Source organism: Streptomyces akebiae (genome assembly GCF_019599145.1).
Taxonomy (GTDB): domain Bacteria; phylum Actinomycetota; class Actinomycetes; order Streptomycetales; family Streptomycetaceae; genus Streptomyces; species Streptomyces akebiae.
Window position 1 is genome coordinate 4,435,437 of the sequence record NZ_CP080647.1, and the last position, 20,363, is coordinate 4,455,799.

The 20,363-nt window shown below is 71.5% G+C and carries 14 protein-coding genes and 1 tRNA gene; 9 read left to right on the plus strand and 6 right to left on the minus strand.

Features of this window, described 5'->3' with window-relative positions; genetic code table 11:
• Position 1 precedes the first annotated feature (1 nt).
• The 8 genes from K1J60_RS19050 to K1J60_RS19085 all read left to right on the plus strand — a co-directional run bounded on the left by K1J60_RS19050 (position 2) and on the right by K1J60_RS19085 (position 8,365).
• Entirely contained in the window at positions 2–850 is an 849-nt protein-coding gene (locus tag K1J60_RS19050) for an ATP-grasp domain-containing protein (RefSeq protein WP_220647250.1), read from the plus strand.
• Positions 847–1,905 (plus strand): N-acetyl-gamma-glutamyl-phosphate reductase, encoded by a 1,059-nt coding sequence (gene argC / locus K1J60_RS19055; RefSeq protein WP_220647251.1) that lies wholly within the window; start codon positions 847–849, stop codon positions 1,903–1,905. The genes K1J60_RS19050 and argC overlap by 4 nt, the downstream gene beginning before the upstream one ends.
• Positions 1,902–2,705, plus strand: a complete 804-nt coding sequence (locus K1J60_RS19060) for an amino acid kinase family protein (RefSeq protein ID WP_220647252.1) — start codon at positions 1,902–1,904, stop codon at positions 2,703–2,705. Before argC ends, K1J60_RS19060 begins: the two co-directional genes overlap by 4 nt.
• 5 nt (positions 2,706–2,710) lie before the next feature.
• Positions 2,711–3,280, plus strand: a complete 570-nt coding sequence (locus K1J60_RS19065) for a type 1 glutamine amidotransferase (protein ID WP_259407790.1) — start codon at positions 2,711–2,713, stop codon at positions 3,278–3,280.
• Positions 3,281–3,307: 27 nt separating this feature from the next.
• Positions 3,308–4,426: a Glu/Leu/Phe/Val dehydrogenase dimerization domain-containing protein gene (locus K1J60_RS19070; RefSeq protein WP_220647254.1), complete on the plus strand. Its 1,119-nt coding sequence runs from the start codon at positions 3,308–3,310 to the stop codon at positions 4,424–4,426.
• Positions 4,423–6,078 carry an AMP-binding protein gene (locus K1J60_RS19075; RefSeq protein WP_220647255.1) on the plus strand — a complete coding sequence of 552 codons (1,656 nt, stop codon included), beginning with the start codon at positions 4,423–4,425 and terminating at the stop codon, positions 6,076–6,078. Before K1J60_RS19070 ends, K1J60_RS19075 begins: the two co-directional genes overlap by 4 nt.
• Before the next feature lie 80 nt (positions 6,079–6,158).
• A complete protein-coding gene (locus K1J60_RS19080; RefSeq protein ID WP_259407791.1) occupies positions 6,159–7,430 on the plus strand; it encodes a pyridoxal phosphate-dependent aminotransferase in 1,272 nt (423 codons plus the stop codon).
• 17 nt (positions 7,431–7,447) lie between these two features.
• Complete coding sequence (locus K1J60_RS19085) at positions 7,448–8,365, plus strand: fumarylacetoacetate (FAA) hydrolase (RefSeq protein ID WP_220647256.1); 918 nt, start codon at positions 7,448–7,450, stop codon at positions 8,363–8,365.
• Here K1J60_RS19085 and K1J60_RS19090 read toward each other — a convergent pair.
• Entirely contained in the window at positions 8,323–8,697 is a 375-nt protein-coding gene (locus tag K1J60_RS19090; protein WP_220647257.1) for a MerR family transcriptional regulator, read from the minus strand. The two genes, K1J60_RS19085 and K1J60_RS19090, sit on opposite strands and share 43 nt — an antisense overlap.
• 63 nt (positions 8,698–8,760) lie before the next feature.
• Between K1J60_RS19090 and K1J60_RS19095 the strand changes: the two genes are divergently transcribed.
• Positions 8,761–9,969: an MFS transporter gene (locus K1J60_RS19095; RefSeq protein WP_220647258.1), complete on the plus strand. Its 1,209-nt coding sequence runs from the start codon at positions 8,761–8,763 to the stop codon at positions 9,967–9,969.
• Positions 9,970–10,187: 218 nt separating this feature from the next.
• On the opposite strand, the gene K1J60_RS19100 is transcribed toward K1J60_RS19095, so the two are convergent.
• The 5 genes from K1J60_RS19100 to topA all read right to left on the minus strand — a co-directional run bounded on the left by K1J60_RS19100 (position 10,188) and on the right by topA (position 20,131).
• A tRNA-Thr gene (locus K1J60_RS19100) sits at positions 10,188–10,261 on the minus strand.
• Positions 10,262–10,384: 123 nt separating this feature from the next.
• Positions 10,385–11,971, minus strand: a complete 1,587-nt coding sequence (locus K1J60_RS19105) for an alpha/beta hydrolase (RefSeq protein ID WP_220647259.1) — start codon at positions 11,969–11,971, stop codon at positions 10,385–10,387.
• A 214-nt stretch (positions 11,972–12,185) separates the two neighbouring features.
• Positions 12,186–13,391: a DNA polymerase III subunit delta' gene (locus K1J60_RS19110; RefSeq protein WP_220647260.1), complete on the minus strand. Its 1,206-nt coding sequence runs from the start codon at positions 13,389–13,391 to the stop codon at positions 12,186–12,188.
• Positions 13,392–13,791: 400 nt separating this feature from the next.
• The gene (gene tmk, locus K1J60_RS19115; RefSeq protein ID WP_220647261.1) at positions 13,792–17,085 is read right to left on the minus strand and encodes a dTMP kinase; all 3,294 of its coding nucleotides are present in this window, start codon (positions 17,083–17,085) and stop codon (positions 13,792–13,794) included.
• Between the two features lie 211 nt (positions 17,086–17,296).
• A complete protein-coding gene (gene topA, locus K1J60_RS19120; RefSeq protein WP_220647262.1) occupies positions 17,297–20,131 on the minus strand; it encodes a type I DNA topoisomerase in 2,835 nt (944 codons plus the stop codon).
• Positions 20,132–20,363: the final 232 nt, after the last annotated feature.

Below are 20,363 nucleotides of genomic sequence, written 5' to 3' on the forward strand. Positions count from 1 at the left end.
CATGCCCCTGAACGTCGCCATCGTCGCGGACCGGGTCGGCTGGGAGGAACGCGAACTCATCCGTCGCGCCCCGGACCTCGGTCTCCGGATCGACTGGGTCAACGACGAGTCCCTGTGCCTCGGGGACACCAAGGCCCCGTCGATCGACGGCTACGACGCCCTGTTGGTCCGCAGCCGCAGCTACACCCGCGGCGGGCTGCTCGCCACGCTGGCCGAGTCGGGCGGTGTGCCCGTCCTCAACTCCGCGGGGGCCATCCACGCCTGCGAGAACAAGCTGGTGCTGCGCTCCGAGCTGCGCTCCGCGGGCGTGCCGGTGCCGGACTTCCGGCTCGCCCTGTCCCGCAAGGACTTCACTCGGGCACTCGACGACCTGGGCCTGCCCGTGGTGCTCAAGCCGGTCTACGGCGGCATGGGCAAGCGCGTCACCCTGGTCCGCGAGGCCGACCTGGCGCAGTCCGTGTACGACTACGTCGAGGACCTCGGACACGCCTTCGAGCAGGCCTGTCTGGTGGAGCCGTATCTGGGCGGCGGCTCGGTCCGCGCTCTGGTCGTCGGCCGACGAATCGTCGCCGCCGCCGAGTTCGAGAGTGCCGGAGCCGACTGGCGCAGCAACGCGGCGCTCGGCAACCAGAGCCGGGCCCTCGCCCATGACCCCGAGGTGCAGAAGCTCGTCGACGGGGTCGTGGACCGACTCGGCGAGGGCATCTACGGAGTCGATCTCTTCAAGACGCCATCGGGCCACGTCGTCAACGAGGTCAACCACGCCCCCGCCTGGCGTGGGGTGGCATCGACGACGGGGGCGGACATCCCGTCGGCCATCGCCCGTCACCTGCAGGAGACATACGCATGATCCGCGTGGGAATCGTCGGCGCCTCCGGGCTCACCGGCGGTGAACTGATCAGGCTGGTGAGCCAGCATCCCGAACTCGAACTGACCTTCCTCGGCGGCAACTCCAGCGCCGGCCGGCGCCCGGCCCAGCTGCATCCCGGGCTCCGCCTCGACCTGGGCCTGACCGTCGAGCGCGTCACGGCGGAGGCCGTGGCCGAGCGGTGTGACGTGGTGTTCCTCGCCACGCCGGCCCCGGCCTCGGCCGAACTCGCCGCGCTCCTCGCCGACCGCGTCCCGTGCGTGGTCGACCTGAGCGGCGCCTTCCGTATCCGCACCCCTCGGCTGCATGAGCGCTGGTACCCCAAGGCCACCCGGTCGGACGAACTCGCCGACCGCTTCGTCTACGGCGTACCGGAACTCGTCGGCGACCAGCTGGCCGGCGCCCCGCTGATCTCCGTACCCGGTTGTTACGCCACGGCGATCACCCTCGGGCTCGCCCCGCTGACCCTCGGCCTCGGCCTGAACCTGAAGACCGTGGTCGTGGACGGCAAGAGCGGGTCCAGCGGCGGCGGCCTGCAGCTGCGCGTGCCGGACCTGCACCCGCTGCGCAACGGCGCGATCGCACCGTACGCCCCCACGGGGCACCGGCACGCCGCCGAGGTCGGCGACTTCCTGGAACACAGCAAGCCCGGCACCGTCGGTTCGCTGACGATGTCGGCGTACGGGGTGTCGCACGTGCGCGGACTGCTCGCCAGCACCTACGTCTTCACCGACGACGAGGTGGACGGCCGCGAACTCCAGCGGGCTTACCTGCGCTTCTACAAGGGGCACCGGTTCGTGCGGGTGCGGCGGCACACCGAGACGCTCATCCCGGTGCCCGATCCGCAGGCGGTCCTGGGCTCCAACTTCTGTGATGTGACGGTCCTGTACGACGACGAAGGCGGCCGGATCGTCGTCCTCGCCGCCCTCGACAACCTCGTCAAGGGCGCGGCGGGCCAGGCCCTCCAGTCCATGAACATCCGGTTCGGCCTGCCGGAGGAGACCGGCCTGACGATGCAGCCGGTGATGCCCGCATGAGCGAGACGATCACACAGCGGACCCCGACCGTGGTGAAGCTGGGCGGCAGTTGCCTGGACGATCTCGCCGGCGACTGGTGGGACGACCTGGCCCGGCACGGCCGACAGCGGCCGCTGGTCCTGGTGCACGGCTGGTCCAAGCCGCTCAAACAGCTCAGCCCGCGCCACAGCGAACCGTCCGCGATCCTGCGCGACCGGTACGGCAATCAGAGCCGCTGGACCACGCCCGAGGTCATCTCGGACATCAAGACCGTCAGTCTGCGCCTCGGCGAGGACGTCCTCGACCGCCTCGAACAGCGCGGCATCACCGCGGAACGGCTCCTGGGCAGTGACGGCCTCGTCTCCGCCGGAGAAGGCGAGCGCTGGTGGTGGCGGAACAAGCAGCTGGTCGAGCTGGAGAACCTGGTCGGCCCGATCACCGGGGTGGACCCGTCGGCGCTGAAGAACCTCCAGCCGGGGCACGCCTACCTGGTCACTCCGCTGGCCAGGAACGCGGCGGGCCAGGAGGTCAACACCGACGCCGACCGGGCCGCCGCCGCCGTCGCGGGCGCCACCGGCGCCGAGGACCTGGTGCTCGTCACCGATGTCGCCCATCTGCTGATCGACGGCGAGCCGGTGCGACGGATCACGGCGCGGGCCGCCGCCGAGTTCCGCGACAAGGGCGCCACCGGAGGCATGCGCAAGAAGCTGCGCGCCGCCGGCGAGGCCCTGGAGCAGGGCGTGGAGCGCGTCGTCATCGGCAGCGCGCCGGTCACCGAGCTGCTCGCCGCCCGCACCGGCACCGTCATCACCCGAACGTGAGGAGCATGCGCGTGGCGCAGTCCCGAGTACTCGTCGTCAACAACGGAACGCTGTCGCTGAAGCAGCTCCGCAAGCGTTTCGAGCAACTCGGCTCGGAGACCGAGGCGGTCGACGCGGCCTCCGTGCCGAACCGGCTCGACGGCCGCTATCAGGCGATCGTGCTGAGCGGCACCAAGGTGCGGGCCTACGACCGCGACTACTACAAGCCGCTCATCGACCTCGTCATGAGCGCCGACGTGCCGGTCTTCGGGATCTGCGGCGGCATGCAGATCCTCGCGGTCGCGGCGGGCGGCCGACTCGCCGAGGGGCCCCAGCGGGTCGGCGGCTACGAGGTCCAGGTCGACAAGGAGGAACCGCTCTTCACCCATGTGAAGCCGACGGTGACCGTCTTCCACCGGCACACCCTCTACCTCCAGGAGGCGCCCCCCGGTTTCCGCTCCATCGGCCGGTCCGAGCACGCGCCCGTGGAGTTCCTGCGCTCCGACGACGGCCGGATCCTCGGCTCGCAGGCGCACCTGGAGTTCCGCGGGGACGGCCTGGAGATCCTGCGCGGATTCGCCCAGCTCTACCAGTGACCCACATCTACGTAGCGAGGATTGGCAATGAGTGATCTGGAAACCCCGCACGACCCCGCATTCACGGTGCACCTGAACGGCAGCGGCGGCGCGCTCAGGGGCTGGGTCGTCGTCGACTCCCTCTACGACGGCCTGGCCATGGGCGGCGTACGGATGACCACGGGGGTCACCGAGGAGGAGGTCGCCGGTCTCGCCCGCGACATGACGCACAAGTTCATCCTCGCCGGCCTGCCCATCGGCGGCGCCAAGGGCGGCATCGTCTCCGACGGCACCGACCGCGAGGAGACCTTCCGCACCTTCGGCCGCACCGTCAAACCGCTGCTGCACGGCGGGATCCACCTCGGCATCGACATGGGTGTCACCCCTGCCGACCGCGCCGTGTTCTTCGCCGAGGCCGGCTACGACCCCCGCTACCGGTTGGGCGCACCCGACATGCCGATCGACTGGCGGACGTACTACGAGCCCCTGATCGACTGCACCGGCCACGGGGTCGGGGTGGCAGCGGTCACCGCCCTGGAGGCGAACGGTCGTACCGGTCCCGCCCGGATCGTCGTTCAGGGATTCGGAGCGGTGGGCCGGGCGGTCGCCCGGTTCCTGGAGGAGCGCGGGCACGTGATCGTCGGCGTGGCCGATGTGCACGGCACCGTCAGCGCGGACCGGCTGCCGGTGGCCGACCTGATCGCCGTCACCGACGAGTTCGGGCTGATCGACCGTTCCCGGCTGCCCCAGGACGTCACCTGCTCCACCGAGCCGGACGCCTGGCTCGACGTCGACGCCGACCTGCTGGTCCTCGCCGCGCAGAAGAACGCGCTGAACGCCGACAACGCGCACCGGCTGCGGGCCCACCTGGTGGTCGAGGGCGCGAACCTGGCTTCCAGCGCCGAGGCTCGGGAGAAGGCGCGGGCCTCGGGCGCCACTCTGGTACCGGGCGTGATCGCCAACATCGGCGGGGCCGGCTCGGCCGCCCTCGCCGTCACCCGGGTCGTCCCCTTCGATCTGGCGGCCGAGGCCCGCAAGGCATGGGTCTTCGACTGGATCGGCGACCGCGTGCGCCGCAACACCCGCGACCTGCTGGACATCGGCGCCGCGAACCCCGGCGACCCGCTGCCCGAACTGCTGGAGACCCGCCGCAAGGAGCGGGGATGACCTCGACGACCACAGCCATCCTGGCCACGGCGTCGGCCGCGGACCGCATGGCGGAGTACCGGCGGCGCGGCTGGTGGCGCGACGAGACCTTCCTCGACGACCTGCGTCGCCAGGCCCGGGAACGGCCGCGCAAGCTGGCCGTCGCCGGACGCCGTCTGGACGAGGCCCGCACCGACACCCTCGACTACGCCGAACTGGCGCGGCTGACCGACCGGTTCGCCGGGGCGCTGCTCGAACTGGACGTGCGACGCGGCGACGTGGTCGCCGTCCAGCTGCCCAACCGGTGGGAGATGGTGCCGCTGATGTTCGCCTGCATGGCGGTCGGCGCGGTCATCTGCCCGATCGCTCCGGTCTGCCGGGAGGAGGAACTGCGCCACCGACTGGCGCTCACCGAGGCGAAGGTGTGCGTGACGGTGCCGGAATGGGAGGGCTTTCCGCTCGCCGAGACCGTCACCGCGCTCAAGGAGGAACTTCCCCTCGACCACGTCGTGGTCGTCGACGGGCACGCTCCCGAAGGGGCCCTCGACTTCCACGACCACTTCGTGGCCACCCCCTGGGAGAAGCGGCGCACGGCCGACCTGGAGGGCCGTCAGCTGCGGCCCGACGAGCCGTTCGTGGTGCTGTTCACCTCCGGCACGACCGGCTTCTCCAAGGGAGTCGTGCACAGCCAGAACACGGTGCACTCGGGTGTGCGCGGCTATGTGGACACCTTCATGCTCCGCGACGACCTGGTGGTCGTCGTCACCACCCCGCTGGTGCACTACTCGGGCCTCGGGCAGGGCGTCCTCGCCGGGGTGATGCTCGGCGGAACGGTCGTCTTCCAGGACGGCGGGGACCACACCGGCCTGCTGGACCTGGTCGAGCGGTACGGCGCCACCCTGCTGTACGGTCCGCCGCCCACGCTCTCCGGTGTGGCCAGGGCCCAGCGGATCGATCCGCACGACGTGTCCAGTCTGCGCCATACGGTCACCGGCGCCGCTCCGGTGCTCCAGCCGCTGGTGGACGAACTGCGCCAGACCTTCGGAGCCCGCACGTATTCGGTGTGGGGCATGTCGGAGTTCGGTCCCGTCACCATCAGCCGGCTCGACTACAACCAGGACTGGGCGGCGCACAGCCACGGGCGGCCCATCGACTCGATGGAGATCCGCATCGACCTGTGCCACGACCCCTCGAAGCGGGCCCCGGTGGGCCGGCTGCGGGCTCGCGGCGCGTCGCGGGCTCTCGGCTACTACAAGCACCAGGACGCCTTCGACGCCGAACTCACCGAGGACGGCTGGTTCGACACCGGCGACGTGGCGCGTGAGGACGGCCGGGGCGGTATCCGCATCCTGGGCCGCGCCAAGGACACCATCCTGCGTGACGGGATCGTCGTACCGATGGCCGAGTTGGAGGCGATCCTCTCCCGGCATCCGAAGGTGACCGAGGCCGCCCTCGTCGGTCCCCACGGCACGGTCGACGATCCGATCCTCGTGGTCGTCGTCCCGCGCGGCGACGCCACCGTGACGTTGGAGGAGATCCGCGCCTACCTGAGGGAGGCCGGCCAGGACCCCCGCTTCTACCCGGAGCGCCTGGAGATCGTCACGGCCCTGCCCAAGACCCTCACCGGCAAAGTCCGCAAGGTCGAACTGCGGGAGCGCTTCGCCGGCGCGTGACCTCGCCGCCTCCCTCCCCGCCGTCCGGGCGTGCCCCGCCCGGCCACCCATCAGCCCCGCTCGATTCGTTGGAGCCCACCATGACCGCACGCGTGCCCGTCACCATGTCGGCGACCCTCGCCGCCGACGAGGCGCTGGCTCGACGGCAGCGTGCCGGGGAGCAGGTGCTCTCCCTGGCCAGCGGGGAGATCGGCCTGCCCGTGCTGCCGGCGTTGCGGGAGCGGCTCGCCGCGGCGGCGGATCGCAACGCCTACGGGTCCGTGGCCGGGAGCCCGAGGCTGCGGTCCGCGGTCGCCGGCTACTGGGGGCGGCGGAACCTCTCCGTCGATCCGGGCCTGGTGGTCTGCGGACCGGGCAGCAAGCCACTGCTGTTCGCCCTGCTTCTGGCGGTCGGCGGCGATGTGGTGGTGCCGGTGCCGAGTTGGGTGAGCTACGCGGCGCAGGCCCGGCTGGTCGGGGCGCGGCCGATCCCGGTGCCCGTCCTGCCGGGCGAGGGCGGTGTGCCCGATCCGGCGGCCCTGCGCGAGGCGGTGGCCCGCGCCCGTGCCGCCGGTCGGGACCCGCGGTGCGTGGTGGTCACCCTGCCCGACAACCCCACCGGCACCGTCGCCACCGCGGGCACGGTCGAGAGACTGGCGCGGGCCGCCCGGGACCTGGATCTCGTCATCGTCTCCGACGAGATCTACTGCGACCTCGTCTTCGACCCGGCGGACCGCGCGGTCTCCCCGGCGGCCTTCGCGCCGGAGCGGACCGTGGTCACCACGGGGCTCACCAAGAACCTGGCGCTCGGCGGTTGGCGGCTCGGGGTCGCCCGGCTCCCCGACAGCCCGCTCGGGCACGAGGCGCTCACCAGGCTGGTCGGCATCGCCAGCCAGATCTGGTCGAGCACCGCGGCCCCGGTGCAGAGCGCCGCGGCCTACGCCTTCGAGGAGCCGCCCGAGGTGGTCGGGTACGTCGCAGCCGCCCGGCGACTGCACGAGGTGGTGGTGCGCGCGGTGGCCGAGCGGTTCACCGCCGCCGGCGCCGGACTCGCCCCGGTGCGGGCCACCTGCTACCTCTACCCGGACTTCGAGCCGCTCCGGGACCACCTTGCCGGGGCGCACGACGTGCACGGCGCCGACGCCCTCGCCACCCTCCTCGCGCAACGGTACGGAGTGGGCCTGCTGCCGGGAACCGCCTTCGGCGAGGAGGACCGTTCGCTGCGGATCCGGGTCGCCACCAGCCGTCTGTACGGCGGGACCGACGCCGAGCGCTTCGCGGCACTGGCCGCCGACGAGCCGGCCCGACTGCCCTGGGTCAAGGCCTCGTTGGACCGCATCACCGAGGTCCTGACCGACCTCACCACCCTCTAAGGAGATCCCTCACCGCCATGTCCATCCTCTTCGAATGCGAGTACAAGGGTCAGCGGTACGCCGGCGTAGGCGTACCGGCCCCCGGTGACACCCATGTCCTGCACCGGGTGACCGAGGGGCAGGTACGCGCCGCCGTCATCGCGGCCCGCGGCCCCGAAGCGGTCCTCGCCGCGGTGACCGAGGGCGCCGAGACGGTCGAGGTGACCATCGGTGACCCGGAACTGCGCTTCCTTCCTCCGCTGCTGCCGACGAGCACCAACAACGCCCTGGTCAACGGCTTCATGGGCACGCACCGCTCCAAGTTCGACCACGACCCGTCCCCCGACGAGGAGTTCACCCCGCCGAACTACTACCAGAAGGGCTTCGGCTCCTGGCTGCGCATGCCGGACGAACCCCTGATCACCCCGGCGGATCCGATCTGGCTCATCGAGGAGCCGGAGGTCGCCCTGGTCTACGTCAACGACGACGACGGCGTCCCGCACTACGCCGGGTACACCTTCGGCAACGACCTCAACGACATCGGCGTGCACCTGAAGAACCCGTGGGCCTGGACGCCGTACGCCAAGCTCTGCGAGACCTCCCTCGCACCCTGGCTCTTCCTCGACGAGCCGCCGCGGACGGTGACCGGCCGGGTGACCATCGAGCGTGACGGTGCCCCGGCCTGGGAGGGCGACTTCAGCTGCGGCGGGGACTCCCTCTACCAACGCGTCGAGGACATGACGGCGTACGTCCTGTCGCACCCGATTCTGCGACAGCCGGGGCTGGTCAACTACCTGCTGCTCGGCGCCGACAAGGCCACCTACCACGACGGCTTCCGGATCGAGGACGGTGACCGGATGGTCATCGACGTGAGCAGCCACGGTGTCGTACTGGCCAACCCCGTCCAGTACGGTCAGGCAGCCACGACCGACTCGCGGCGGACGGCCTCGAGGTAGCCGGAGATGGCCTCCCTGCTGCGCATCAGGCACTCGATGCGGTCGGTCATGCGCTGGCGCTCGCCCTCCAGGGCGGCGATCGTCTCCGGCGTCGCGTCGGAGACGTGGATGGCCCGGGGGTCGTTGATGCACGGCAGGATCTGCTTGATGATCCGCGTCGGCAGTCCGGAGTCGAGGAGTCCTCTGATCTGCAGGACCCGGTTCACACAGCCCTCGGGATAGTCCCGGTAGCCGTTGGGCGCGCGGTCGGCGACCAGCAGGCCCTGCTCCTCGTAGTAGCGCAGCAGCCGACGAGGGGTTCCGGTCCGCTCGGACAGCTCCCCGATCCGCATGTGACCCACCTCTTTCGTACGAGCTTGACATTCACACCGATGTGAGGGTTTGAGGATACAACCATGTCAACATCCCAGACAGAGCTGCTGAGCGATTCCGCTCCAGCAGCAGACAATCGGAAGCTGCCCCTCTCACCGCTTCTGGCTCTGGCCACAGCAGCCTTCATGGGGATTCTGACCGAGGCGCTCCCGGCGGGTGTGCTTCCCGAGATGGCCCGTGACATGTCGGTGAGCGAGTCCGCGATGGGCCAGGCCCTGACGGTCTACGCCATCGCCACCGGCGTCGCCGCCATCCCCCTGTCGGTCACCACGGCGGCCTGGCGACGCAAGCAACTGCTGTTGCTGGCGGTGACGGTGTTCGCGGTCGCCAACCTGGTCACCGCCCTCTCGTCCAACTACCCCCTGACGATGGTGTTCCGGCTCCTCGCCGGTGTCGCCGCGGCCGCGGTCTGGGCCGAACTCGTCGGCTACGCACGGCGTCTGGCGCCCCCGCACCTCCAGGGCAGGGCCATCGCCATCACCATGGCCGGCGTCCCGCTGGCCCTGTCCCTGGGCATCCCGCTCGGCACTTTCCTCGGCGGGCTCTTCGGCTGGCGCATGACCTTCGGCCTCGTGACGGTGATCTCCGTGGCGCTGCTGGGGTGGATCATGGTGTCGGTCCCGGACGCCCCGGGCCAACGGCCGGAGGCCCGCGAGCCCATCCTGAAGGCCCTGTCCCTTCCGGGGGTCGCGGCGGTCCTGTTCGTGGTCGCGGCCTACGTGCTGGCCCACAACATCCTCTACACCTACATCGCCACCTTCCTCGACGCCTACGACATGGGCGGCTCCCGCGACATCGTGCTGCTCGTCTTCGGCATCGCGTCCGTGGTGAGCATCTGGATCACGGGCGCCCTGGTCGACCGCAAGCTGCGTCAACTGACCATCGTCAGCAGTGCCTTGTTCCTCGTCGCCTCCGTCCTGCTGGCGGCGCTGGCCGGGAACATGATCGTGGTCTACACGGCGATGGTGCTGTGGGGCCTCGGCTGGGGTGGCGTCACCACGCTCCTGCAGACCGCCGTCACCGACGCGGGAGGCGACCGAGGACAGGCCCTGCTGGTCACCACGTGGAACTCGTTCATGGCCGGCGGCGGGGCGGTCGGGGGCATCCTCCTGGACGGCCTCGGCCCCAAGTCCTTCCCGTGGAGCGTTCTCGCACTGATGGCCCCGGTCCTCCTGGTGGTGATCGCCGCCCGCAAGCACGCCTTCCCCACGACCCGCCCCGGAACCGACTGACACCTCGCTCGACTGCCACCTCGTTCACACGACCACCGAACGAGCCTCCCCCAGAAACGCGTCACGCACGGGAGTCCGTTCTCGCCATCCCCCCGCCGGAACACCCCCCGCGCGACGCCGAAGGAAGACCCCGTACCCAGCCATGGCGGGTACGGGGTCTTCCCACGTCACACAACACAAAAGCCCAGGCCACCACTATGGGACCTGGGCTTTACAAGAGCCGCCTTCGGGATTCGAACCCGAGACCTACGCATTACGAGTGCGTTGCTCTGGCCATCTGAGCTAAGGCGGCGCGCTGTCCGCACTATGGTGCGATCAGCAACGTCGGTAAGTCTACACAGTTTCCGCGGTGCTCCGAACCACGGGTCGGAGCACCCCGGGGACGACCGGGCCCAGACGTCGCAGAGGTCGATGATCAGGACGCTGAGCAGCGCTTTCCGTCGGTCGGGGGTGTGCCGCGGAGCAGGTAGGTGTTGATCGCGGAGTCGATGCAGTCGCTGCCGCGGCCGTAGGCGGTGTGTCCGTCGCCGTCGTAGGTGAGGAGGCGGGCGGAGGAGAGCTGAGAGGCGAGGGACTCTGCCCAGCGGTACGGCGTGGCGGGATCGCGCGTGGTACCGACGACGACGATCGGGGCGGCGCCCTTCGCCTCGATGCGGTGCGGCCCGCCCGTCGGCCTCACCGGCCAGTACGCGCAGTTCAGGGAGGCCCAAGCGAGGGCCCGGCCGAAGACGGGCGACGCCTTCTCGAACTCGGGGAGGGCCCGTTCGACCGCCTCGGGGGTGTCGTAGGCGGCCGGGAGGTCGAGACAGTTCACGGCGGCGTTGGCGTACATCAGGTTCGAGTAGGTGCCGTCCGGTGCCCGTTCGAAGTAGCTGTCCGAGAGGGCGAGCAGGCCCGCGCCGTCGTCCTTCTCGACCGCCTCGGTGAGTGCCTGGCGCAGCTGGGGCCAGGCCCCCTCGTCGTACATCGCGGCGATCACGCCCGTCGTGGCGAGGGACTCGCCGAGCCGCCGCCCGTCGGCGTCACCTGTCGCGAGCGGCCGCGCGTCGAGCCGTTCGAAGAGCGCGCGCAGGTTCTCGGCGACCTGTGCCGGCGTACGCCCCAGCACGCAGTCCTTCCGCCCCACGCAGTCCCGGGCGAAAGCCTGGAAGGCCGTCTCGAAGCCCGCCGTCTGCTCCTGGTTGAGCTTGCGGGCGGGCAGCGACGGGTCCAGCGCGCCGTCCAGCACCAGTCGGCCGACCCGCTCGGGGAACAGCCCCGCGTACGTCGCACCGAGGAACGTCCCGTACGAGGCACCTACGTACGTCAGCTTCTCGTCGCCCAGCAGGGCCCGCAGGATGTCCATGTCGCGGGCGGCCTCGACCGTGGAGACGTGCCGCAGGAGCTTGGGCGCCCGCTCCCCGCACCCCTCCGCGAACCGCTTGTACGCGGCGACCAGCCGACCCGTCTCCTCCGTGTCGTCCGGGGTGAGGTCCGTCTGCGTGTACGTGTCCATCTGGCGCCCGGTGAGACATTCGACCGGCTCGCTGCCTGCCACGCCCCTCGGGTCGACGGCCACCATGTCGTACCGCGCCCGGACCTTGGCGGGGTAGCCGATGCCCGCGTACTTCTGCACATAGCCGACCGCCGAGCCGCCGGGACCGCCCGGATTGACCAGCAGCGAGCCGAGCCGCTCCCCCGGGCCGGTCGCCTTCCGCCGCGAGACGGCCAGTTTGACGTCGCCCTCGCCCGGCTTCGCATAGTCGAGGGGCGCCTTCATCGTGGCGCACTGGAAACCGGGTGTCTCGCAGTCGCGCCAGCTCAGCTTCTGCTCGTAGTACGGGGCCAGAGCCGACGGAGTCGCACGGGGCAGCGGGCCGAGGGCGGGCCCCCCGTCGACGGTCGTGGCCGCCGCACTGGAGTGGCCTGAGGAGCAGCCCGCGACGAGCAGCGCGGCGGCAGCGAGCAACGCGCCGCCGGCCCGCAGGGACCGGTGCGGCCGGGAAGTACGCCTGGTGTGCATCTCGCGAGCGTAACCAGAACCGCGCAATTCATCACGAACAGCAACGAACGCTCCTCGTACGAGTGACGCGGTCAACCGAACGCACCCCCACCCCGCAGACAGACCGCGCGGACCACCCCCCACAGCAGACCGTGCAGACCGGCCCCGGTAAGGCAGACCACGCAGACCAGCCGCGCAGACCACCACCCCCGTACCCGGCCCGCCCTCCGTCACCTCACCCGGCGCGCAGGGCCATCGTCATCGCCTCCACGGCCAGCAGGGGCGCCACGTTGCGATCCAACGCCTCTCTGCACGCCGCGACCGCGTCGATGCGCCGCAACGTCGCCTCGGGCGTGCCTCCCCGCGCCAACCGCTCCAGGCTGTCTCGCACCTCGACATTGGAGAGCGCCACCCGGGAGCCCAGCTGCAGAGCCAGCACGTCCCGGTAGAACCCGGTGAGCTCGGTCAACGCGAGGTCGAGACTGTCCCGCTGCGCGCGCGTACGCCGCCGCTTCTGCTTGTCCTCCAGGTCCTTCATCACGCCCGCCGTGCCGCGCGGCATACGGCCGCCCTGCACCGCGCCCAGCGCCGCCTTCAGCTCCTCGGTCTCCTTGGTGTCGACCTCTTCGGCCAACTGCTTCGACTCCTCCGAAGCGGCGTCCACCAACTCCTGCGCCGCCTTCAGACACCCGCCGATGTCCTCGACCCGCAACGGCAGCTTCAGCACAGCGGCCCGCCGCTCCCGGGCCCGCGGATCGGTGGCCAGCCGCCGGGCCCGCTCGATGTGCCCCTGGGTCGCCCGCGCGGCCACCGCCGCGGCCTCCGGCTCGATGCCCTCCCGCCGTACGAGCATGTCCGCCACGGCGTCCACCGACGGTGTGAGCAGCCCGACATGCCGGCACCGCGACCGGATCGTCGGCAGCACGTCCTCCAACGAGGGCGCGCACAGCATCCACACCGTCCGCGGGGCGGGCTCCTCCACGGCCTTCAGGACCGCGTTCGCCGACTTCTCGTTCAGCCGCTCGGCGTCCTCGACCAGGATCACCTGCCAGCGCCCGTTCGCCGGCGACGTGAACGACTTCCGCACCGTGTCCCGCATGTCGTCGGCGAGGATCTGCGTGCCCACCGCCGCCACGGTGCTCACATCCGCGTGCGTCCCCACCAGCGCCGTATGACACCCGTCACAGAACCCGCATCCGGGGCTTCCCCCGAGCGCCCGGTCCGGACTCACGCACTGCAACGCCGCGGCGAACGCCCGTGCCGCCGTCACCCGCCCCGACCCCGGCGGCCCCGTGAACAGCCACGCATGCGTCATCTTGGACGCCTCCGGAGGCGCGGTCCCCTGCTCCGCCGCCGTGACGATCCGGTCCGCGTCCCGAGCGGCCGCGTCCAGCTGCGCGCTCAGCCGCTCCTGCCCCACCAGGTCGTCCCACACAGCCATGCCCCACCGCCTCCGTCCCACAACACCCTCACCGCGCCCCATTGTGCGCGACCCCACTGACACCCAGCCCCACACGCGGACCGAGGGCGCGAAACCGCTGCCCCCGCACGGGGGCAGCGGACCGGCCGCGAGCACGGACACAAGGCCGCAAAGGCACCGCTGCGGGGCGGGCCCACGCACAGAAGGGGCCGGCCGGTGCGTCAAGCCCGTCGCACACGGCGGCCCAGAGACCAGAGACCCCGGAGGTTCCCCCCTGAGCAGTGGAGCACCAAGCGACGGGCTGGCGCACCGGCACGGCCCCGACCCGAAGAACCACCGGCGTCACGCGTACCGGCGGTGGCGCGCGTACCGGTCATCCGCAACCCATGGCACGCACCCCGCCACCGCGTCTCAGCCCACCTCAGCGTCGGCGCCGCCCCCAGCCCCGCCGCTCATCGGCGTCGTCCTCGTCGTGCGGCCCCAACAACTCGTCCGCCAACGTGGGCAGATCGTCCAACGGCGTCTCCTCGGCCCAGTCCGACCGAGGCCGGCGCCGCGGCACTCCCTGCTCGTCGACCTGCGGCAGCTCCCGCGTCCGATCCACGGCGTCCGACCCGTCGACCGCGTCCGACCCGTCCGCCGCGGGCCGCTCGTCCCGGAAGTATCCCGGCGGCACCCGATCGTCCCGCACCGGCGGCAGGACAGCCGTCTCATCGGTCGTACCCGAGGGCACCTGCGGCAACAGCGCGGTCTCATCCTCCGCAGCGGCCCCCGCGGACGGCACCGACGGCTTCGGCAACTTCGCCGTCGTCTCGGAGTCGGCGCCCGACGCGTCCCCCCGCACCGGCGGCAAGACAGCCGTCTCGTCCACCGGCCCACCCGACGCATTCGTCGGCGTCACCAACGGCGTGGCCACGGTCACCGCGTCATCGCCATGACCACCGGCACCGGCACCGGCACCGGCACCGGATTCAGCCCCGGCCCCCCGCTCGGCCGCGACCCGCGCAGCCTCAGCCGCAGCGGCGACCCGCTCCGCCTCCGCCTTGCGGTCGGCCTCGACACGCTCCGCCGCAGCCCGCTCCGCCTCGGCCGCAACCGCCGCGGCCCGGTCGGCCTCCGCGGCAGCGGCCGCCCTCCGAGCCTCCTCGGCCCGCAGCAAGGCCTCCTCGGCCTTCCGCTGCTTCTCCAGGCGCCGCGCCTCCGCCTCGTCCCGCAGCCGCTGCTCCTCCGCGGCCTGCTGACGACGACGTTCCTCCTCGACCCGGCGCCGTTCCTCCGCCTCGGCCCGCGCCTTCTCCTCCGCGAGGAGCCGCGCCTGCTCCTCCTCGGCTCGACGACGTGCTTCCTCGGCCCGCTGCCGGGCCTCCTCCGCCTGCCGCTCCGCCTCGCGCCGCTGAGCCTCCTCCAGCTCGCGCCGCTTGCGCTCCTCCTCCTCGGCGCGCAGCCGGGCGAGCTCCTCCTGGCGCTCCCGCTCCAGGCGCTCCTCCTCGGCCTTCCGCGCGGCCTCTTCCTCGGCCTTGCGCCGCGCTTCTTCCTCGGCCTTGCGCCGAGCTTCCTCCTGCGCCTTCACCTCGGCCTCGGACAGCGGCAGCATCACGTCGAGCCGAGCCCGGACCACGGTCGTCACGGCCTCCGGGTCCTGCCCGGCGTCCACGACCAGGTACCGCCCGGCATCCGCGGCGGCCAGCGTCAGGAATCCCGCCCGCACCCGCTCGTGGAACTCGGCAGGCTCCGACTCCAACCGGTCCGGCGCCTCGGTGAACCGCTCGCGCGCGGCCTCCGGCGACACATCCAGCAGCACCGTCAGATGCGGCACGAGCCCGTCGGTCGCCCACCGCGAGATCCGGGCGATCTCCGTGGGTGAGAGGTCCCGCCCGGCCCCCTGATAGGCGACGGACGAGTCGATGTACCGGTCCGAGACGACGACCGCGCCGCGTTCCAGCGCGGGCCGCACGACGGTGTCCACATGCTCGGCACGATCCGCGGCGTACAGCAACGCCTCGGCACGGTGCGACAGCCCGGCACTCGACACGTCCAGCAGAATCGACCGCAGCCGCTTGCCCACCGGAGTCGCCCCCGGCTCGCGCGTCACCACGACCTCGTGCCCCTTGGCCCGGATCCACTCGGCGATCGCCTCGACCTGAGTGGACTTCCCGGCGCCGTCCCCGCCCTCCAGGGCGATGAAGAAACCCGAAGCCGCGGGCGCCTGAACCGGATCGTCGCCCTTCAGCAGCGCGTCCCGCAGGTCCTGCCGCAGCGGCACCCCGGACCGGTCGTCGACCTTGGCGAGCACCAACGCGGCGACCGGCAGCAGCAACGCCCCCACCAGCATCAACGTAAACGCCGCACCGCCGTGCGCGAACACGAACTTGCCGCTCTCCAGCCGGTGCGGCCCGATGACGGCGGCGACCAGCGGAGCGACGAGCACCGCGAGCGCCACGAACACCCGTACGACGGCGTGCAGATGCTCGGTGGTGCGGGCCCGGCGGAAGTCCTCGGCCTCCTGGTCGAGCAGCGTGTGCCCGGTGTTGGCGGCGATCCCCGCGCCGGCACCGGCGAGCCCGAGGACGAGCACGACGCTCGTGACGTCCGGCGTCAGGCCGGCGGCGAGCAGCGCGATGCCGGTGAACGCGATCGCGAGGGCGAGCAGCCGACGCCGGGACAGCGCGGGCAGCACGGACGGCGCCCGGCGGATCCCGACGACCACGCCACCCGTCAGCGCGGTGACGAACAGCCCGTACATCACCGGCCCGCCGCCCAGGTCCTTGGCGTGCAGCACGGCGACGGCGACGGCGGCGGCGACCGCACCCGCGACGGCCCCGCAGGCCGGCACCAGCAGCGGGATCGCGCCCGTGCGGCCCTTGTCCACACCGGTGCCGGTCTTGGGCCGGCGCAGCCCCTCCAGCGGCGACCGCGCGCGCGGGGTACGCGTCTTGGGCAGGTCGAGGAAGGTCACGACCGACAGCGAGGCGGCGAAGAGCCCGGCGGCAACGTACGAGGCGAGCGCGGCCTGGTGCTGCCCGAACCAGTCCAGGCCCGCGCCCAGCAGGTTGTTGAGCAGCGAGGCGAGGACGAGGACGGCGGCCGCCAGGGGCACGGCCACGAATCCGGTGCGCAGGGCCAGGCGCCGCAGCGCGTCCATGTGGTCCGGCAGCGGCCGTACGGTCGCGCCCTCCAGTGGCGGCGCGGGCAGCAGCGCGGGGGCCGCGCTCTCGCGGCAGACCGTCCAGAACCGCTCGGCGACACCGCCGACGAACACGGTGACGAGCAGGATCGCGAGCGCGTTGTCGGGCGTCCAGTCGATCCACAGGGGCGCGACGATCAGCAGCAGGACCCGCAGCCCGTCCGCGCCGACCATGGTCCAGCGGCGGTCGAGCGGGCCGTCCTGCGAGGTCAGAGAGGTGAGCGGCCCGAGGAGTACGGCACCGAAGAGCAGGGTCGCGAGGGCGCGCGTTCCGAAGACGGTCGCGACTGTCAGGGCGACGCCCCGGTAGCCGCCGCCGAAGGAGCCCTCGGCGATCGCAGCCTGGAAGGCGAGGAGCACCAGCACGAGCAGCGCGAGCACATCGCCCACACCGCCCACGAGCTGAGCGCTCCACAACCGTTTCAGTTGCGGTCGGCGCAGCAGCGCCCGGACGGCGCGCTCCCTGGAGTCGGCTGCCAGGGCGTCATCGGGGGCCGGGTTGTGGGCCGTCGGCTGCTCGGCTCGCATCATGCTTTCAGCCTATCGGCACCCACCGACACCCAGAAGCAGCGCCCGAGCGCACACACACCTCGACACCAAGTCGCGTAAAGGGCGCAGATTCAGCGCAGCCGAGGTGAAGATTCCAGCCACGGCGCACAACAGCCGCCCCCGGGGCGCGGGGAACTGCGCGATCAACCACAACGATCCCGCAGCCGCCGCACCACCCGCACCCCCGAGCTACTTAGGCGCTCTCCCCTGCCGACGTCGCCTTCTTCGCTGCCGCCTTCTTCGCGGGAGCCGCCTTCTTGGCCACGGCCGTCTTCGAAGCGGTGGTCTTCTTGGCGGCGGTCTTCTTCGCCGGCGCGGCCTTCTTGGTCGCCGTCTTCTTCGCCGGCGCCTTCTTGGCCGTCTTCTTGGCGGGCGCCTTCGCCCGCTTCTCCGCCAGCAGTTCGAAGCCGCGCTCGGGCGTGATCTCCTCCACGCTGTCCCCGGACCGCAGGGTCGCGTTGGTCTCGCCATCGGTGACGTACGGCCCGAAACGGCCGTCCTTCACCACGACCGGCTTCCCGCTGACGGGGTCCTCGCCCAGTTCCTTCAGCGGCGGCTTGGCGGCGGCCCGCCCCCGCTGCTTGGGCTGGGCGTAGATCTGCAGCGCCTCTTCGAGAGTGATCGTGAAGAGCTGCTCCTCGGACTGCAGCGAACGCGAGTCCGTGCCCTTCTTCAGATACGGCCCGTACCGCCCGTTCTGCGCGGTGATCTCCTGGCCCTCCGCGTCGGCACCGACCACGCGCGGCAGCGACATCAGCTTCAACGCGTCGTCCAGGGTGACCGTGTCCAGGGTCATCGACTTGAACAGCGAGGCCGTACGCGGCTTGACGGCGTTCTTGCCCGTCTTCGGCGTGCCCTCGGGCAGGATCTCCGTGACGTACGGCCCGTAGCGCCCGTCCTTGGCGACGATCTGGTGGCCGGTCGCCGGGTCCGCGCCCAGTTCGAAGTCGCCGCTGGGCTTGGCCAGCAGTTCCTCCGCCAGTTCGACGCTCAGCTCGTCCGGGGCCAGGTCCTCGGGGATGTCGGCGCGCTGGTGCCCCTCGGCGTCCTTCTCCCCACGCTCGATGTACGGGCCGTAACGCCCGACGCGCAGCACGATGCCGCTGCCGACGGGGAACGACGACACCTCGCGCGCGTCGATCGCGCCCAGGTCGGTCACCAGTTCCTTGAGTCCACCGAGGTGGTCGCCGTCGCCGTTGCCGGCCTCGGCCGCCGTGCCGCCGGAGCCCGGGCCCTCGCCGAAGTAGAACCGCTTCAGCCACGGCACCGCCTGGGCCTCGCCGCGCGCGATGCGGTCGAGGTCGTCCTCCATCTTGGCGGTGAAGTCGTAGTCGACGAGCCGCCCGAAGTGCTTCTCCAGGAGGTTGACCACGGCGAAGCTCAGGAAGGACGGCACGAGCGCCGTGCCCTTCTTGAACACATAGCCCCGGTCGAGGATGGTGCCGATGATCGACGCGTACGTCGACGGGCGGCCGATCTCGCGTTCTTCGAGCTCCTTGACCAGCGACGCCTCGGTGTAGCGGGCCGGGGGCTTGGTGGCGTGCCCGTCGACCGTGATCTCCTCGGCGGAGAGCGGGTCGCCCTGGTTGACCTGCGGCAGCCGACGCTCACGGTCGTCGAGCTCGGCGTTCGGGTCGTCGGCGCCCTCGACGTAGGCCTTGAGGAAGCCGTGGAAGGTGATCGTCTTTCCGGAGGCGCTGAACTCGGCGTCCCGGCCGTCGGAGGCGGTGCCACCGATCTTGACGGTGACGCTGTTGCCCGTGGCGTCCTTCATCTGGGAGGCGACGGTCCGCTTCCAGATCAACTCGTACAGCTTGAACTGGTCACCGGTCAGCCCGGTCTCGGCGGGCGTGCGGAAACGATCACCCGAGGGGCGGATCGCCTCGTGCGCCTCCTGCGCGTTCTTGACCTTCCCGGCGTACGTACGCGGCTGCGCCGGCAGGTAGTCGCCGCCGTACAGCTGGGTGACCTGGGCGCGGGCGGCGGCCACGGCGGTGTCGCTGAGCGTCGTGGAGTCCGTACGCATGTAGGTGATGAAGCCGTTCTCGTACAGCTTCTGCGCCACCTGCATCGTCGCCTTCGCCCCGAAGCCGAGCTTGCGCGAGGCCTCCTGCTGGAGCGTCGTCGTACGGAAGGGGGCGTACGGCGAGCGGCGGTACGGCTTGGACTCGACGGACCGGACCGCGAACCGGGTGTTCTCCAGGGCGGCGGCGAGCGCTCGGGCGTTCGCCTCGTCGAGGTGGAGGACGTTCGCGCCCTTGATCTGCCCCAGCGAGTCGAAGTCGCGGCCCTGGGCGACGCGGCGGCCGTCCACCGACTGCAGGCGTGCGACCAGCGACGACGGGTCGGAGGCGTCACCGGCGCGGCCGGTCGCGAAGGTACCGGTCAGGTCCCAGTACTCGGCCGAGCGGAAGGCGATCCGCTCCCGCTCCCGCTCCACGACGAGCCGCGTCGCGACGGACTGGACGCGGCCCGCCGACAGGCGCGGCATGACCTTCTTCCACAGGACCGGCGAGACCTCGTAGCCGTAGAGGCGGTCGAGGATGCGGCGGGTCTCCTGGGCGTCGACGAGGCGCTGGTTCAGCTCGCGCGGGTTGGCGACGGCGGCCTGGATCGCGGCCTTGGTGATCTCGTGGAAGACCATCCGCTTGACCGGGACCTTGGGCTTGAGCACCTCCTGGAGGTGCCAGGCGATGGCCTCGCCCTCGCGGTCCTCATCGGTGGCGAGGAAGAGTTCGTCGGACTCCTTCAGCAGGTCCTTGAGCTTCCTGACCTGGGCCTTCTTGTCCGCGTTGACGACGTAGATGGGCGCGAAGTCATGCTCGACGTCCACGCCGAGGCGGCGCACCTCGCCGGTGTACTGCTCGGGCACCTCCGCGGCGCCGTTCGGAAGGTCGCGGATGTGCCCCACGCTCGCCTCGACGATGTAGCCGGGGCCGAGATAGCCCTTGATCGTCTTCGCCTTGGCAGGCGACTCGACGATCACGAGTCGGCGGCCGCCCTTCGCGGTCTCGCTGGTCGGGGACAACTTCGCTCTTCTCTCCGGTCGACGCTGGGTTTCCCCAGGCTTGCTTCCCGGGGCGGGCGCCCCCGGAAGCCGTTGCCTCGCACGGGGCTCGGCGGTCGGCCCGGGGTCGGGTCATGCTGACGCTGCGGAGTGTGACGGTACATCCCGCCCCCGTGTCAAACGGGAAAAGCCCGCAACGGCCACTCGAACGGTAACCCGACTACCGCCATTCCTGCCGCCCGGCGTCTTCAGC